Source organism: Candidatus Limnocylindrales bacterium, assembly GCA_035559535.1.
GTDB lineage: Bacteria > Moduliflexota > Moduliflexia > Moduliflexales > JAUQPW01 > JAUQPW01.
The window spans coordinates 1-16,718 of record DATMBG010000006.1; the positions used below are offsets into that span (position 1 = coordinate 1).

The window sequence follows — 16,718 nt, forward strand, 5'->3', positions numbered from 1 at the left end:
GATGGAGGTAATGAGGCCGGTTTCTTCGGCCAGTCGGATAAAGTTTCCTGGGAGGACCAGTCCCAATTCTGGGTGTTGCCAGCGGATCAAGGCTTCCACGCCGACCATCTTTCCGGTTTTGAGATTTACCTGGGGTTGATAATATACCACAAATTGTTCTTGTTCCACGGCACGGCGTAATTTGGTTTCCAGGGCCAGGCGCTCCATGGTCGCCTTGTTCATGGCCGGTGTATAGAACTGATAGTTATTACGCCCCTGCTCTTTAGCCCGGTACATGGCAATATCGGCGTTTTTCAGTAGGGTTTGAGTATCCTGACCGTCTGTAGGGTAGATGGCAATCCCTAAACTTGTAGTAATATGGAGTTCATGTCCATCCAGATAAAAGGGGGGTTTAAGGGTGTCCAGGATTCTTTGAGCAATCCTGGCTATGTCGTTTACATGATTGACTTTAGGTAGGAGAATGGTAAATTCATCCCCTCCCAAACGAGAGATGGTATATTTATCGCTTTTGAAACGAGAGATGGTATCTCCTTTACGGAGACAGTTTGTGAGCCGGTCGGAGACCTCGCGCAACAACCGGTCTCCGAGGGTATGACCCAGGGTATCATTGATGGTTTTAAAGCGATCCAGGTCGAGGAAGATCAGGGCCAACATGTGCTGGTCGCGGGAGGCTTGAGCCAGGGCCAGATTGAGGCGGTCGTTGAAGAGAGCCCGATTAGGTAGACCTGTGAGGGCATCAAAGTAGGCTAACTGCTTAATAGTTTCTTCTGCCCGCTTACGCTGGGTAATATCCTGAAAATAAACGGTGAGTCCCTCCTTAGACGGATAGGCTCGTACTTCAAACCAGCTATTGAGGGGCGAATAAAAATACTCGAACTCAACCCTTACCTGCTCGGTGATGGCACGATGGAATTGCTCATATACTATCGAGTTCCCCAGATGGGGGAACAATTCCCAAACATTCTTGTTAAGCACCTTCTCGCGGGTCAATTGGAGGCGTGTGAGGAGTTTTTCTGCTTCCTGATTTAAATATGTGATACACCATTCTTTGTCGAAGGTGCAAAAGCCATCGGCGATACTTTCAAGGATATTAGCGATTTGTTTTTGTGTTGCCTCCGCCCGGGTTCTTTCATTTTGGACCAATTCAAACAGCCGGGCGTTGTCTATGGCGATGGCTGCCTGGGCTGCAAGCCCCACTACGATCCGCTCGTGGCGTTCTGTGAAGACTCCGGCTTCCGGATGCCCAAAGAAAAGTCCGCCCAGTACCTCACCTGAACGGGAGATAACCGGAGCAGCCAGATAACTGGTCACAGGTAAATGACCGGGAGGCATTCCATAGTAAGGAGGGTTTTTTCCATAACGGGGATCCTTCGTCACATCGGCAATACGAATAACCTCCTCACCCCGAAAGGTAGGTCCAAAAAGATCTGTGTTGTGCGGCATGGGAAAATGACCAAAGGCCTCACGGGGAACGCCTGAGAGGGTGTAAAGCATGTAAGATTCGCCACGTTCATCTATAACATTGTAGAAAAAAGAGCCAAATGCGGCACCTGTGAGTTCGGTAGCAGCATCGGTCAGAGCCTGCACGACCTTTTGCAGATCAAGCTCTGCTGACAGTATTTGCCCGATACGGTTGATGGTCTCAACCACCTCGGTTTGCTCACGCAGGTTGGCCTCCGTCTGCTTACGCTCGGTAATGTCCTCCATGCTCCCAGTGAGGCCAGAGAGTTCTCCATGCTCATCCCAGACTCGAAAGGCACGATTTTGGACCCAACGTATTGACCCATCGGGTCGCAGGATACGAAACTCCTCATCCAAATCTGCCCGGCCTTCCATGAGTCTGGCTAAACTGTCAACCACTCGCCCACGATCCTCGGGAAGGATGGCCTCAAGAAAGGATTTCGGATCCTTGTAAAAACTTTCGCAGGTACGACCCCATACCTTCTCATAGGCAGGACTCATATAAAAACACCGGGTCATCGGAGGATCGACCATCCAGAGAACCGCAGGGATATTCTCCGCCATCTGGTGAAATCGCCTTTCGCTCTCCCGTAGTGCTTCCTCTCTTTTCTTACGTTCCATCTCTCTTACTTCGAGCTCGGCCAGTCGTCGGCGGAGTTCCGTTAATTCATTTACAAGCTGTCCTTTGGTTTTCGCTTCATCTTTCATTGCATCTTCTCTCCTGGAGGTCATGGGGTGAACCATCAAAAACCATCAAAAATAAAGATAAAAATGTCCCAAACTGATACAGTAATAAATTAGAAGGTCTTTCAAAGCCGAAAGGCAATCCATGGCACCCTGTTAGGCTAATGAAGCCGAATCAACTGAAAGATGAGGTTCTTAAGTGCAAAATATATGCGATGTATCTGTTGATAATAGAAACTACCCGATTCCCCTCGGCCTTTCCGGGGTAGGGTTTTTCTAACCTAACCCTTTCGCCCCCTACACGCCAGGTTATGGTGCCTCCCGCCCAGTCCTTCCTCCCTTTCCTGAAGAAGGGAACTTCGTTTCAGAGCTCCTTCCCCAATAGATTTGTCGAAAGTCTTTTTTCTCAAAGACTTCCAAGAGATGTGGGTAATGTATAGCTTGAGGGAGGAAGGGGATTCGGAGGGGTCAGGCCCAAAAAACCTGTCCCAGAAAGCCCTTGACCTCCCCTTTGGAGTAACTGAAGAAAGCAAAGAGGTGAGTATCTTATTCAGCTTGTCTTCCGTCAAAGTATAGAAGAAGAAACTGGATTCCGGCTATTTGCCGCAATTCGCAGAACCGGGTAACAAATTTTTATGGGATGTAATAAATGAGATCTTGACAAGAAAAAAGAATTCACACAATTTTTTAGCATGGTTTTTGATGGATGATATCAAGAAACTTAATTTCTGGTATAAGGCTTAGTAAAGGAGGAGAGGTAACTCATGAGTGTACTCAGAAAGGTTGCTATTGTTACAGGAGCAGGGACGGGAATTGGTAAAGCTGTCTCACTCGCTCTTTTACGGGAAGGATATTCAGTTGTTCTGGCTGGGCGTCGTTTGGAGCCTTTAGAGATGGCTGTAAAGGAAGCCGGGCCGCTGGGTTCTCAAGCGCTGGTTGTGCCTACCGACGTAAGAGAGCCTGAATCGGTTCGCGCCTTGTTCGCCAAGACTAAGGAGACCTTTGGTCGACTGGATCTTTTGTTTAACAATGCCGGGGTCGGTGCCCCCCCTGTACTTTTAGAAGATCTAACCTACGAGCAGTGGAAAACCGTCGTGGACATCAACCTGACCGGAGCCTTCCTGTGCACGCAGGAAGCCTTCAAGATTATGAAAAGTCAGACTCCCCGGGGAGGCCGCATCATTAATAACGGGTCTATCTCAGCCCATGCTCCCCGCCCTAACTCGGCACCCTATACGGCTACCAAGCATGCCATCACAGGTCTCACCAAGTCAACAGCCCTGGATGGACGTAAATATGATATTGCCTGCGGTCAGATCGATATCGGTAATGCGGCAACTGAATTGACGGCAAGAATGAAGGATGGGGTCTTACAGGCCAACGGGACAATTGCGGTTGAACCGACTATGGATGTCGAGCATGTAGCGCGTGCAGTGGTATATATGGCCAGCTTACCACTAGATGCGAATGTACTCTTCATGACCGTTATGGCAACCAAGATGCCCTTCGTTGGACGGGGTTGATCGAAAGATCACAAGATCTCCCTCTACGTCGCTGAAGCTTAGTCTATAAGGGTCTTTGAGGCAAAAATGATACGTGTGGTCTATCGGTGGAAAGTAAAGTTAAGTGAAGAAGACCTGTTCGTGAAGGCATGGATTCGGGTAACCAGGGCGATTCGAGCCCAACTCAAAGGAGCCCGGGGAAGTCAGCTACTTCGGAGCCGTAACAACTCTCAGGAGTTTATGGCCATTGCCCGTTGGGAAAGTTTCGAGGACTGGCAGGCTTTTCGACAGGGTGAGAGGGTAGATCTGGAGGGTATTGAAGCGATGCATGCCGTAGGGGAGCTTTTGTCCATGGAGGTATGGGACGAAGTGGAAAATCTCTTGAAGGAAGAGGTATAGCTTCCATCCATTGGAGTCGGGGCCAGGTAAACACAGGGACTGAGGAGTCCCTGTGTTTACCTGGCCCCGACTCCAATGGTATTAAGTTAAGATCAAATAGTAAAGCTGAAGGGCTTTTAGCTCCGTCAGGAGTGTTCTCTTTATAATCAAGGTGCGCGTCTAAAACCCTAAACCCTTAGAAGAGAACGGTAGAAGAGAACGGCGTTAAGTTAAGGTCTCCTTCCTGACCTTCCTCTGCTATCGCGGCTTTCTGGACTTAACCCCTCTGACTCCTATAGGCGCCAGGATAAGAAGGTCAGCCCCAGCGGGGCGACCTGTGGATAGCCCCTGGCGTAAGGGCACGGCGCCGCCGTGCCCCTACAACGTCGTCGTCTCTTTTCAGCTTAAAAAAGGCGCCTATGCCTCCGACTTTCCTTCCCTGTGAAGGAAGGGAAGAGTGGGGACCTGTACAATCTCCGAGTTCTCTCTTCCTGGGTCGGGAAGAGGGGTTAGGTTAGAAAAACCCTACCCAGAAAGTACTATCGCAGGGGAAGGAACGTTGCAGTCAAGATCTCTGCCCCTTTAAAGCAAGGAAGGGAATTGTGTCATTGCAAAGGCCGATGAGCCGAACAAAGCTCCGCTAACCTTAACCCCTCAGATAGCTTGTTGAAGATTCCTTTTTTTTAACTCCGACGGATCCTTCCACCTCATCGGAAATAATAATTTCTATAAAACGTTCCATCACCTGATCCCATTGAAAATTTTTTGCTACATAGGCCTGCCCGTTTTCTCCCATCCTTTGACGTTTTTCAGGATGGTTTAAGAAAAAATGAACACATTCCTCAAATTCTAAATAGTTCTTAAAAAAAAGCCCTCCTTGACTTCGACGGCAATGATCTGAGGTCACGGCACACCGTGCATGGACCAGAACCGGAGTTTTACAGACCCAGGATTCCATAATAACATAGGAAAAACTCTCATGGATAGAAGGCTGACAGGTGAAGGTAGCCGCTGCAAAAGCATCATACTTATCCGTTTCAGAAAGAAATCCCAGGTCCAGAACTTCCCCTTGCAAAGACTCCGGAATAACGACCTGACCTCCTCCACTGAGAACGAGTTTTAAAGGAGTCGAGTGACGGTCTTTATATTTTTTAAAATACTCCAGAAGCAAAGGGGTATTTTTCTCCGGAAGTTTTCTTCCCGGACAGAAAATAAAATCTTCGTTCAGAGAAAATTTCTTTCTGAAACGACTTCCATCAAAATCTTTTCGCAGATCTATCCCTAATCCTAACACAAGGGGCTCCCTTTTGAGATCTAATACCCGTTCTGCCAGTTGCTTTTCGGGTTCTGCATATAGAATGAGCCGTCGAACTCGCTCCAGGGCCTTACGATAGCCGATTAGATTTAGGTAATTTTCTTCATGTAAGCAAGGGATAATAAAGGAATTTTCCGGCGTAATCCAACTGCCCCAATAGGTCGTTCCGAAGAGATAAGGGGTAAAAATAAACCAATACTTATCTCGATGCTCTGCGATGTAGTGGTAAAGATTCTGACTGTTGATCATCTCTTCTATGAAACTCCTGGCTTCATCGACCGTCAGGGGTTCTCCCCGGAGAATTTTTAAGTTAATTCGATCGAAACAGAACCGATCCCTTGGATCTACTTCAAAACGTCGCACTTTTATCCCATGGACTTCATAAATTCCTTCTTCATAAAAATTTTCCCAAAAATAAAAATCCCGTGCACAAGTGGTCAAAATTTCTACGGGAATTCCCCTTTGATAAAGATGTTCTGCCAGCTCCCGACAGGCTCTCTCGGCTCCTCCCAGGAGGTTCTCCCCATACCAGGGAATAACAAAGGCAATGGGTTTGTGTATCATGGTTAAAAGTCGAAAATCAGGGAAGAAAGATCACGGTTTTCTATCTTCTATGCCGGATCTTTTCAAGGAGAAAGTTAGATGTTGGATTTAGAGGTTTAATTTTTTCTCCAGTTCCTGGATCTTTGTTTGCAATTCTTTAATTTGGGTTTCCATAATTTCCTGCCGGTGTTCCATAAACGCACAGTAGCTGGATACGGACGATATGGCATCTAACTTGGTCGTCAGATCCTGGATCAGTCTGGATTCGTGGGCCAGTTTTCTGTCTATTCTAAAGGTTTCCCGATCTATTTTTCGATCGATCCGAGTGGTCTCCTCTATCAGAAAGCGAACCACTTCATTGTAGAACTTAACCGCTTCTCCGCTCAAGGCTCTCTGCTTATCCAGCTTTCGTTCAAGCCTTATGATTCGTGAGAGAAGCTGAACCAGGCGGTCTACAAGTTCGTTAATGAATTGCACTAAAGTGCTGTTAAAGATCTGCTGAGCTTCGAGTACAGGGTGGAGCCAGGTATAGAGTTTGAGCCTGAGAGAGTTAAGAATTCGACCTATCAAAGGTCTGGGAGAAGCCGGAAGAGGTTGGATATGGGTGAGTTGCCATTTTTGATTGAGCGCCGTTAAGAAACGGTGCCAAAACTCAAATTTAACCACCTTTGTTTCTTCGCTCTCCAACTGTTCCTCGGTCATAAGTTCTTTCCATAGATTGTTGATCAATAAAAGATGCCGATCCCAGAAATGAAACTCCAGGTTCTTTCTATGCTGTTCCCAAAAGGCGTCCTGTTTGGCTTCATCGAAATTTCCCTCTTCTTCAGGCGATTCTAACTCAGGTGGAAGGACTTCTGCTCCTTGCTCTCGCTCGATCTTTTCGTATATCTTAGCCATGATTTCCTCAACCCTGAGGGGTTCTTTTTCTGAATTAAGTTCTGACATTGTTCTTATTTATTGTCGGTTGTCCGTTGCCGGTTGTTATCTGGCCGATCGATCTGCCAACCTTACTCCAGACAACTGACGGGTGATAAAATCCACATACTTTTTTTCTATGACATCTTCCGGATAACGGGCTTTAACATATTTTTTTCCCTGCTTTCCTAAATGATGGCGCAGGTTATCGTCTTGGAGCAGCAGGTCGAGACAGGCGGCAAATTCTGGATAATTTTTGTACCATAAACCCGCCTGGCTTTGGATACAATGATCCCTTAATACATCGCATTGTCCATTAACCAGAACCGGTTTTCCGGATCCCCAGGCTTCCAATATGGCAATGGATAAACTTTCAAAGGGAGAGGGGTTGACGATCACGGTGGCTGCGGCAATGGCATTGTATTTATCCGTATCCGGAACAAAACCTACATAACGAATTGCTGCATTCTGGGGAAGTGTCCCGTTCAGCCTTCCCATTAATACCAGTTGGATCTGTTGGTCTGATTCACGTCGGTATTTCAGAAAATAATCGAAGAGTTCCTCACAACCCTTGGATTTGGCAATTCGACCCATATAGAGAAGGAACTTTCCCTCGATTCCGTATTGTTTACAAAACAGATGAGGTTCTACCTTTTCAGGAAGGTTTAATCCTATCCCGATCACCTCAGAGGGAATTCCTTCATTATGGAAAACCCGGTTCACCAGGTTTTTTTCTTCTTCTGTCAGGTAAATAATGGCTCGAGGCTTACGGAAGACCGGCTCGAAGATTTGGAGGAAGAGCGGAGGTTCATTATGGGCGGTGGGAACTAAAATACTTTTATCGGGATTGAGCTGAATCCCGAAGTAGGTGGGGTAATACAGGTAAGTGAAGAAAATTATCAGGTCGTATCGGTCCTGGTGCTTCTGGAGATACTCCACCAATCGCGTCGATTGGGGACCTTGTTTCTTCATCCACTGAAGTTGATCATAATAGCTGGTCCCTGGTTGGAAAACCTTCTGAGATTGTTTAAGGAAGTCTTCGTAATTCCGTTCCGCCTCTACCGGAAACCGTCGAACCTTGACCCCATTAAGCCGTGTTTCTCCTTCAGGATACACATTGGTCCAGAGGTTATAATCCATGGCGCAGGTGGTTAAAACTTCCAAGTCAAAGTATCTGGATAGGTGCTCTGCAACCCACCGACAAAGGAACTCCGACCCCCCGGTGACTTCTAAGCCATAGCGTTGGACGACAAAAGCAAGTCGAGGACGTGACGATGCCAGGATAAGTTCTTCCTTCTCAGGTTTCTGTATCTTCCTGTCTCCGAGTTTCCATCTTCCCCTGTCATTATCAAAATGGGTCTTAACCAGTTGTATCAGTTCCTCCTCTAACCGCTTTTCGGTAAAGAGTTCTGCCCGTTCCCGGCATTTAATTTTTAGCTTTTGATAGGTATCCAGATCTTCCCATATCTGTTGGATGGTTTGAGCAATAACTTCGGGTTCTAACTTATCCACCAGGATTCCGGCATCTTCCAGAACTTCTGGAATCGCAGTAGCATTATAACCGATAACGGGAGTTCCGAAGAACATGGATTCGAGTAACGGTACACAAAAGCTTTCCCATTTGGAAAGGTAGAGGGAAAATCTGGCATGTTTATAGAAGCTGGCCAGTTGGGCAGGTTTAGAAATTCTTCCGGTAAATAGAATATCCTTTTCCAGCTTCAATTGTTTAACTAAATCTAGAGCTTTTAAATAATACCGATCTTGAGGAAAGTAGTGACCGACCAGAAAGAGTTTGATTTTGGAAGGGTCTGAGGTCTGGGGTTTATTTTCTCGTAGCTTTTTAAAATGGTAGAAGGTTTCCAGAATTTCTAAAATGGATTTCTGGGGAGTGATTTTTCCCACAAACAGAAGGTAATCCAATCTCTTTAAATAAGAGGAAAGTTCCAGATCTTCGATTGGCCGTTTTTCGTTATTCATTGTCTGTTGCGGGGGGGGAGGGTCTATGGGAGACGTAAATCGGGAAGTATCTACCACAAGGGGGATTTTGATAATGTGGGGGTAGCCCTTTTCTCGGAGCAGAGAAGCCGAATATTCAGAATGGGCTATGCAGAGGTCGAATTCTCCAGAAAGGCGGTTTAATAAAAGTTCCCCGCGTTGACACAGTTCTTCAATCCCCGGGTTATATTCAGCGGGAGATACGCCATGGAAGTCCATGATCTTAAAATCCTTGCTTTGTTGAATGATACGTAAATTCGGGGAGGCAATGGAATAATGATACCAGAGAATGTCGTGTCCGGTGGGACGATAATAGCTCGAATGTTGGCAATGGGACTTCAGATGGGGCTCATAATGATCTGCGAAGACCTTCACCGTAAAGCCCAGCTTAGATAAAATACGAAGCTGGGTTTGAATCCAATTGCCGATGGCATCCCCCTGGATATAGGTAGCCGTCATGATATTTATCGTAGGCATTTCTTTTAAATCTCCTCTGCAAAAGTTCCACGTAATTTTTCGAAAATAAGGTGTCCGACCACATAAGTGATTATACCAATGATAGCTACACGTGCCAGTTCATAGTAATTGGGAGCGCGCCCATAGTAGATGATATCATGATACGCGGCAATGAGAGATGCGACCGGGTTTAAAACGATGGTGAATCGCCATTTCTCGGGAATATCCAAGATTCGGTAGATGACCGGGGTTACAAAAAACCAGAGAGTTAGTACATTGGCCAGGATGTGTTGAATGTCCCGGAAATGAACGCAAAGGGCTGATACCATCAAAGCCAGGCCTAGGGTGAAAATCAACTGAATCAGCATAATAAGGGGTAAAACCAACATGACCGAATGGAGCTTAAATCCAAACAGCAGGCTGAGTAAAATGAGAATGGGCAACCCCAGGAGAAAATTAACTAAATTGGAAAGAACGGTCACAATAGGAAGAACTTCGGCAGGAAATAGAACTTTCTTAACCAGACTTCCACCTGCTAAAATAGAAACAGAGGCTTCCTGGAGTGAACTGGAAAACCACAACCAGGGGAGTAGGCCACTGAATAGGAAAACAACATAATGATCCATTCCAAAACGGAAATAAATGGAAAAAACCAAGGTGTAGACGGAAATAAGTAAGAGGGGATTCAAAAAAGACCATAAAAATCCTAAAATAGAGCCTCGATATCTTGCTTTTAATTCTCTGATTACAAGGCTTTGGATAAGGCTTCGAAATTTATAGAGTTCTTTCAATTGTGCCCAGATGTCATGAATCCACATAATACAAACCATAGACCTTCAGGGTTTTAAAAATCTGAGAGATCCGTAAAGGATCTATTTTACAACTTCGATTTCCTCGATCATAACCCCTAAATCCCGTAAATCTGGAACATTCAAAGCATCTCTGGGATTCCAGGTGGGTACGACCAGGGTTAGAGTTAAGGGATCTTCGATGAGATTTGCCGGTATGACCACCTCGTAATCCTGAAAATCTGAGGGTGAGCTACCGGGGGTAAGGAGTTGAATAACTGCAGCCAGGGTATTTTTGGTAAAAACTTCCATGTTAACTTTAGGGAGAAAATCGGGTCGCCAGGCTCGCATGCGAATCCGAAATTTAGACTCTCCAGGAACAAGTACTTTAGCCGTTCCCTTTGTCCAACGATACTTCCTGTTTCCATCGGGTAAATCCTCAATGTGATAAAAGCCTTCAATCAACCCAAAATCGTTAATTCCTAATTTCAAAAGATATTTACTTACTCCATCCTTTTCTGTCAACCGGTAAACATATAAATCGCTGTAAAGTTCATTGATTTTCTTCGGTAAATGTCCAATGGCATACTCCATTTCAGGTACTTTCAGGGTAAATTTTTTGGTCAGTTCCAAACTCTGAGGGAGCGGGGTTACAAAATAAACCTCCTGCCCTTCCTGGATCCACCGATGGACCAGTTGAATAAACTTTTGATAACTCTCCAGGGTGTTCTGATAAAGGACCAGGGCTTTTTTCTGATAAATATATTCTAAGGGAGGAGCGATCCGGATTGTGACATCAAAATTATCCATCACCACAACAGCATTACCCGGAAATACCTTGGCTATTTGATCCATCAGACGAATAATCCCTGAATATTCCCGGTGGGTCAGTATAGGTCTGGCAACCACCAAAGAATACGTCAGCAAGAAGATTAAAACGACGGAAAAGATCAATTTGGGGAGTTGAGGAGTTCCGTTGAAACTTAAGGTGCGAAACTTAAGAAGGTGCCAGAGTGCGTAGGCTGTGAACAGGAGAAACACCGGGATTACCACCGGTACAAATCGCCGCATGATCCAAAAATGATCCCAGGCATCTTCGGTACCCTTTAAAACAGAAAAAGAAAAGGTCAAACCGATGAGAAGAAAAAACAGGTTAACCCGGTCCAGCCGGTTGTGGATGAATAAACAGGCCCCCAGGACTCCCAGAAAAACGGCAACCGGAGATATGTACCATCCCAGATGAACCAGACTATCCATGGCGTAATCTCGATCCAGTCGGGCCATCTCGGGGTGATAGACTTCTTGGGCCAGTTGAGGCCGTATAAAGTATGCGTACAGGCTTAAAGCGATAACCAGGAGGGACAGGGAAAGGCGGAAATAGGGAGAGGTAAAAATCCCTTGGGATACTAAAATACGAAGGCGTGGAGATAATTTGATGCTTAACCAGAAAAGGATCCCCAGGATGATCAGCAGGGAGATTAAAAACTTATGGGATTGGAGTCGTTCCAGGTGTCCCAACATGTAATAAGAATTAAACCAGTAGATGTGAAGAACCGCATGGAGTAAATTCAGCAGGAAAGGAAAGATAAAGTATCCCTCCAGGGGGGTATAACCCAAAGAAGTTTTTCCATAAACATACAGACCGATGGGGATGAGCAAGAGAAAGGCCAGAGGTTTAACCAAAAGAGTTAGCCCCAGGGCAACAGCCGAAATCATACCTAACCACCTGTTGGTTTCACGTTGATAGCGGTCATAGGTATAAATTCCGGCAAAAATCAGAAATTGGAGCAAAATTTCCGGGGAAGGATAGCGCATATACCAGATTTGAGTTGCATTAACGGTCAGGAGAAGCGCGGATAGAAGTCCTACCAGGGGGTGGAATATTTGCCTTCCAGCCAGATAAACTCCAAAAATACCTAAAATCCCGAAGAACCCACTAACCCCCAAAGCTCCTTTTAATCCAAAGGTTAAATAAAAAATGGCTATCCAGACAGAAAATAAAGGAAGAAATTGAGGTAGGATCGTCGACCCTTCTCCAAAAAAGCCCGGATATTTCGCATAATTATAATAGGCCGGTTTGTAAAAAAGCTCTTGCTGGGAGGTATCCATACCTTCCAGCAGCTTATCCTGGATTATGAGGGAACCGGTATGGGCCAGGTTAATTCCAGTATTTATATAGACACCGGGATCCCGACCACCTAAAATGTACTCAAAAGAATAACTCCCTAAACCCAAGGCAAGTAAGAGGATACAAATAAAAAGAAACTGATAGAATGAAGGGGTCGGAGAAGGGGTAAGATCTCCTGCTCTTTCGGCCATCCATTCTTTGACCCGTAATTTCTTGGTGAAGAATAATCCTGCTAACAGCAAGAGACAATAAAACCCTGACAAAATTAAAAGCCTGGGGAGTGAAAAAACACTTAACTCGGCCAGGATGACTCCAAGGATAGAAACTACCAGGATACTGATCAGTAAAACGAGGAAGGAGGTCTCAAAAAAATCCCATGCTTTCTTTTTCACATAAGGAAAGGTTACAAGTCCTGGAAGAAGAAGGATACCGATGAGAAGGAGACCTTTTATTATCATGGCAGCTTTCTGGCTATAATGGCATAGTCCCGGTAGCCAAATAAAAGTGTATTCAGCTTTTCCAGGTTTTCGTTCATGACCTGAACATAACTTTGCAGGTCGGTATTTTTTAAAGTTTCCGTAAAAGTGAGAAGCTTTACCCCATCGGGTACCGGTGAAGTATATCGAATTTGTACATCTGTGAACCCATGGGCCTTCATAAGAAATTCTGCTGTCTGGGGATGGAGAGGTGTTTTATGGGAGAGGTCTACAAAGAAGAATAAAAAGGGTAAAATCGAGGAGACATTGACCGTCTCCAGAACCACATAGGAATCAGGTTTCAATTTGGCATAGCATAATTTGATCAACTGAATCAGGCTGTCCGGGTCCAAATGTTCTATCACTTGAGAAGAAAAGATCCCGTCCAGGGAGTTATCTGCCAGGGAATTCAGGTGAGTTAAGGCGTCTGCAACTTCGGCTTTGAGTCCTTTCCCTGTACAGTAGGCCACCATCTCCCCGTTGGTATCGATTCCATAGCCTCCAATGTGGTTTTCCCGCATCAGTTCAAGGAATTCTCCTCGCCCACAGCCAATATCCAGAACCTGTTCACAGTGTTGGAAGAAGGGGAGATAATCGGCCTGCCGCTTTTTGATTTCTAGAGGATCTCCCCGGAATTGATTCTCAAACTGAAGGTACTTATGGGCATCGATTTCCCTCCGGTACCGGGATAGCTCTTCTTTAAATTCAGCCGATAAAGAATTTCGATCTACCGGGTGGGGATAAAGTGCTGAATTATCCGGGTTTAGAATCGACAGTATCCGCTCGAACTTTCGGTTTTGAATATAATAGCCTTGCAAACAGCTCTCCAGCTTCTGTCGAAGCTCCGAGAGGGTTTCTTTACCAAAAGATATTTTTTCAAAGATAATTTGTTGGATATAGGCCGTTCTCTCGTTCAACACCTGACTGATATAGGCGATTCTCTCATCCAGAATCTGCTGGGTTTTCAAGGATCGTTCATCTAACAACTGACGAAACAGTTCCGTACGCTCGTCCAGCATTTTTTTTAATCCCATAACCTCTTTCTCCAGATATCTCAAAATGTCTCGATCGATATAGTCTATCAAGGCATTGAAGGATTGAACGAATTTGGCATTAACCTCTTTTTGAAGTTCTATCTTCTGAACCAGGATATCCAGGTGATCGGTTATTTTACCAAGGGTTCGTACAGTTCGGGCATTAAATTCCCGCTGATCTGAAAAAACAGGAGTAAGATACGCATGAATCCAGCGATAAACCAGCTTTTTTAAAGGAAACAGGAGATACCCCAGCCAGGAGGATGGGGGGGATAGGATGGGTTTTGGCTCGACCTGCCAGGAGTGATGAAGTTCCGAAAGACTTTCGCCTATGTTACCGGACTCGGGTGGGGTTCGTACACCTTCTAGATCCCAGATTCGGTTTAAGACCTTTAGATATTGGTCCCACATTTGAAAATGAAAAGAAGAGCGTTCAGATTGTGGAGAATTGCTTTCAGGCATATAGGTTTCCTATCAACAGCTTGATTTGGTCAAGATGGTTAAGATAACCCTTGCAAATAGATCAATGAATTATCAGTTACCAGGTTTTGGAGGTATTGTCAAGGAAATGTTAGGGTCTGTCCTGTAATCCTCGGATAGGCGGTATCTAAAAGTGTTATAGATTCCGGCTAAAAAAATCTTGACACCTTTTAAGGACAGGGGCTAGTCTGGAAGAAAAAAAGTCAGACTTTTTCTCAACTTAACTAAACCTACTGATGGGATGGGATATCTACTCTAGGAAGGAGACTTCTACCTATGGTTAAAAGAAAACTCTGGACGTGTTGGATTATTCCATTAATAATGGGGATTATACATTTAGTTTTGCTATTTATTAACTCGGGAAATCTTGTTTTGGCTCGGGATGCTATTTTAATCGGAGGTACCCTTTCTGAGACCGGTACTTTTAATACCGACGTAGGTCCTTTTCGAAAACTTATGGAAAGCTGGGCCGCCATGATCAATGAACGGGGAGGATTACCGGTGGATGGACAAAAGCTTCCCGTTAAGTTCATCCTTTACGATGATAAAAGTGATCGGGATACGGTTTTGAAGTTTTATGAGAAGTTGGTAACTGAAGATAAAGTAGATTTACTCATAGGTCCTTACAGCAGCTTTCTGACCCTGGCAGCCAGTACCGTTGCTGAGAGGCATGGGATTCCCTTTATTGCGGTTGAAGCCAACTCACCCAAGATCTACGAAAGGGGATTCAAATGGATTGTAGGGGTTTTAGCTCCTGCAACAATCTGGTCTGAGCATTATTTCAATATGATCCGGGCGGAAGGTAAAGCTAAGAGTATCGCTTTTATCTCGGAAGATATCGTTCATGCACGGGAAGTTTACGAAGGTGCCATCAAAAAGGCTGAAGAAATCGGGCTTAAAGTTCTCTTTAAAGAAATAGCACCCTCCAAAACAGTAGATTTCAGTGCACCTATCGCTAAAATGAAGGAATTGGATCCCGATATCGTTTACATTTCCTCTTTCCATCCCTTTGCGGTTGCCTTTATGAAACAGGCTAAAGAGTTAGATCTCAATCCCAGGGAGTTTCATCCTATCCATCATGGTATTGGTTTTCTAAGTGCTTTGGGCAAAGATGCCGAGTATGCCGTCGGTGAAACCTATTGGGTCCCAGGGATTCAAAAAGGGGATGCTAAATTCTTCGAAGAACTTCTCAAAAGATCTGGAATTGATGTAGGAGAGTGGCCCTGGGCAGGTATTCGAATGGGTGCCTTTGACGCCATTAAGGCAGGAATCGAAAAAGCAGGAACTCTAGAACCTGCCAAATTGATGAACGCTTTGAAGACTCTGTCGGTGGAGACCATTACGGGAACTCTTCGATTCGATGAAAAAGGGGTAGGTACGATGAATACGATTCCAACTCAGATTCAAAATGGGAAATATGTTTTGATCTGGCCAAAAGAGGAAGGGATGCCCACCGGTAAACACTGGTATCCGACACCTAAATGGTCAGAACGCCGGTAGATTGCAGGAGTAAGGAAGTGTGGAAGTGTGGGGGTATGGGGGTATGGGAGTGTGGAAGTGTGGGAGAATAAGTACTTATATTCCCATACCCCCACACTCCCATACCCCCATATATTCTACCTTTATTCAGTCAGCGCAGTGTCAGCTCAACTTTTTATACAGATCCTGATAGGGGGACTTCTCCAGGGTGGAATCTATGCCCTGGCAGCCTTTGGGCTTTCCATCTGCTTTGGGGTTTTGGGGGTTTTAAATGTAGCCCATGGGGAGTTCTTGATGCTGGGGGCTATAACAGCTTATGGACTTTTTAAGTTCTTACATTTTCCCCCCTTATTAACGGCTGTAGGGATTTTTCCTTTGTTTCTACTGATCGGTTTTCTCTTTGAACGCTGGCTACTACGACCTATCCGGGCAGGTTCACAACATGAGTTCTTAATTGCTTCGATTTTGGTGACCCTGGGGGCTTCCTTAACCATAGAGGACGTAGCTTTCTTCCTGCTGGAACAGGCTTCTATAAGTATTCCTTTTTCTCTACCTTCGCTGAAATGGAGGGGAATTGTCATTCCTTCGATTCGATTAATCATCTTAGGCATTATAGTTTGTTTAACCTTACTGGTTCACTTTTATCTCAGGTATTCCTTTACAGGAAAAGCAATGCGGGCTATTACCCAGAATCGAGAGGGCGCTCTGGTTGTGGGAGTGAATGTCTCCCGTATCGCCATGATTACCTTTGGAATTGGCACGGCTCTGGCCGCTACCGCAGGAGCGTTCTATGTGATTCTCTTTGCGGTAACCCCCTCTATGGGCATTCCCCTGACAGTTCGCTATCTTTCCATAGTGGTTCTGGGTGGACTCGGTAGTTTAATGGGCTCTTTACTGGGTGGGATCATCCTGGGTCTTACTGAGGCGATTACCAGCTTTTATGTGGGAGGTCATTGGGTTCCGGCTTCGTCTTTTTTTCTCTTAATTTTGGTTTTGCTTCTAAGACCTCAAGGATTGCTGGGATATAAATCTTAGTTTTGCCATTTTATCTATCTGCCTGCTGGCAGATAGAAACCAGGATCAT

General features: G+C 45.3%; 11 protein-coding genes. 4 read left to right on the forward strand and 7 right to left on the reverse strand.

The annotated features are described in order from the left end of the window. A partial coding sequence (locus VNM22_01110) for a diguanylate cyclase (protein HWP45734.1) occupies positions 1 to 2,169 on the reverse strand: 2,169 nt, incomplete at its 3' end. Positions 2,170 to 2,909: 740 nt separating this feature from the next. On the opposite strand from VNM22_01110, the gene VNM22_01115 reads away from it, so the two are divergent. Further along, positions 2,910 to 3,668, forward strand: a complete 759-nt coding sequence (locus VNM22_01115; protein ID HWP45735.1) for an SDR family oxidoreductase — start codon at positions 2,910 to 2,912, stop codon at positions 3,666 to 3,668. A gap of 66 nt (positions 3,669 to 3,734) precedes the next feature. Continuing rightward, positions 3,735 to 4,046: an antibiotic biosynthesis monooxygenase gene (locus VNM22_01120; GenBank protein ID HWP45736.1), complete on the forward strand. Its 312-nt coding sequence runs from the start codon at positions 3,735 to 3,737 to the stop codon at positions 4,044 to 4,046. 625 nt (positions 4,047 to 4,671) lie between these two features. Here the strand turns inward: VNM22_01120 and VNM22_01125 are convergent. The 6 genes from VNM22_01125 to VNM22_01150 form a co-directional block, all read right to left on the reverse strand. Continuing rightward, on the reverse strand, positions 4,672 to 5,904 hold the full coding sequence (locus VNM22_01125) for a glycosyltransferase family 4 protein (GenBank protein HWP45737.1): 1,233 nt from the start codon (positions 5,902 to 5,904) through the stop codon (positions 4,672 to 4,674). 87 nt (positions 5,905 to 5,991) lie between these two features. After that, positions 5,992 to 6,780: a hypothetical protein gene (locus VNM22_01130; GenBank protein HWP45738.1), complete on the reverse strand. Its 789-nt coding sequence runs from the start codon at positions 6,778 to 6,780 to the stop codon at positions 5,992 to 5,994. 84 nt (positions 6,781 to 6,864) lie between these two features. Then, positions 6,865 to 9,270, reverse strand: coding sequence for a glycosyltransferase (locus VNM22_01135; protein ID HWP45739.1), 2,406 nt, complete (start codon positions 9,268 to 9,270; stop codon positions 6,865 to 6,867). A 5-nt stretch (positions 9,271 to 9,275) separates the two neighbouring features. After that, positions 9,276 to 10,079 carry an ABC transporter permease gene (locus VNM22_01140; protein HWP45740.1) on the reverse strand — a complete coding sequence of 268 codons (804 nt, stop codon included), beginning with the start codon at positions 10,077 to 10,079 and terminating at the stop codon, positions 9,276 to 9,278. Between the two features lie 42 nt (positions 10,080 to 10,121). Further along, positions 10,122 to 12,623 carry a glycosyltransferase family 39 protein gene (locus VNM22_01145; GenBank protein HWP45741.1) on the reverse strand — a complete coding sequence of 834 codons (2,502 nt, stop codon included), beginning with the start codon at positions 12,621 to 12,623 and terminating at the stop codon, positions 10,122 to 10,124. Then, entirely contained in the window at positions 12,620 to 14,137 is a 1,518-nt protein-coding gene (locus tag VNM22_01150; GenBank protein ID HWP45742.1) for a class I SAM-dependent methyltransferase, read from the reverse strand. The genes VNM22_01145 and VNM22_01150 overlap by 4 nt, the downstream gene beginning before the upstream one ends. Positions 14,138 to 14,431: 294 nt before the next feature. Between VNM22_01150 and VNM22_01155 the strand changes: the two genes are divergently transcribed. Both VNM22_01155 and VNM22_01160 read left to right on the forward strand, forming a co-directional pair. Continuing rightward, a complete protein-coding gene (locus VNM22_01155; GenBank protein HWP45743.1) occupies positions 14,432 to 15,655 on the forward strand; it encodes an amino acid ABC transporter substrate-binding protein in 1,224 nt (407 codons plus the stop codon). Between the two features lie 51 nt (positions 15,656 to 15,706). Beyond that, entirely contained in the window at positions 15,707 to 16,669 is a 963-nt protein-coding gene (locus tag VNM22_01160) for a branched-chain amino acid ABC transporter permease (GenBank protein ID HWP45744.1), read from the forward strand. Positions 16,670 to 16,718: the final 49 nt, after the last annotated feature.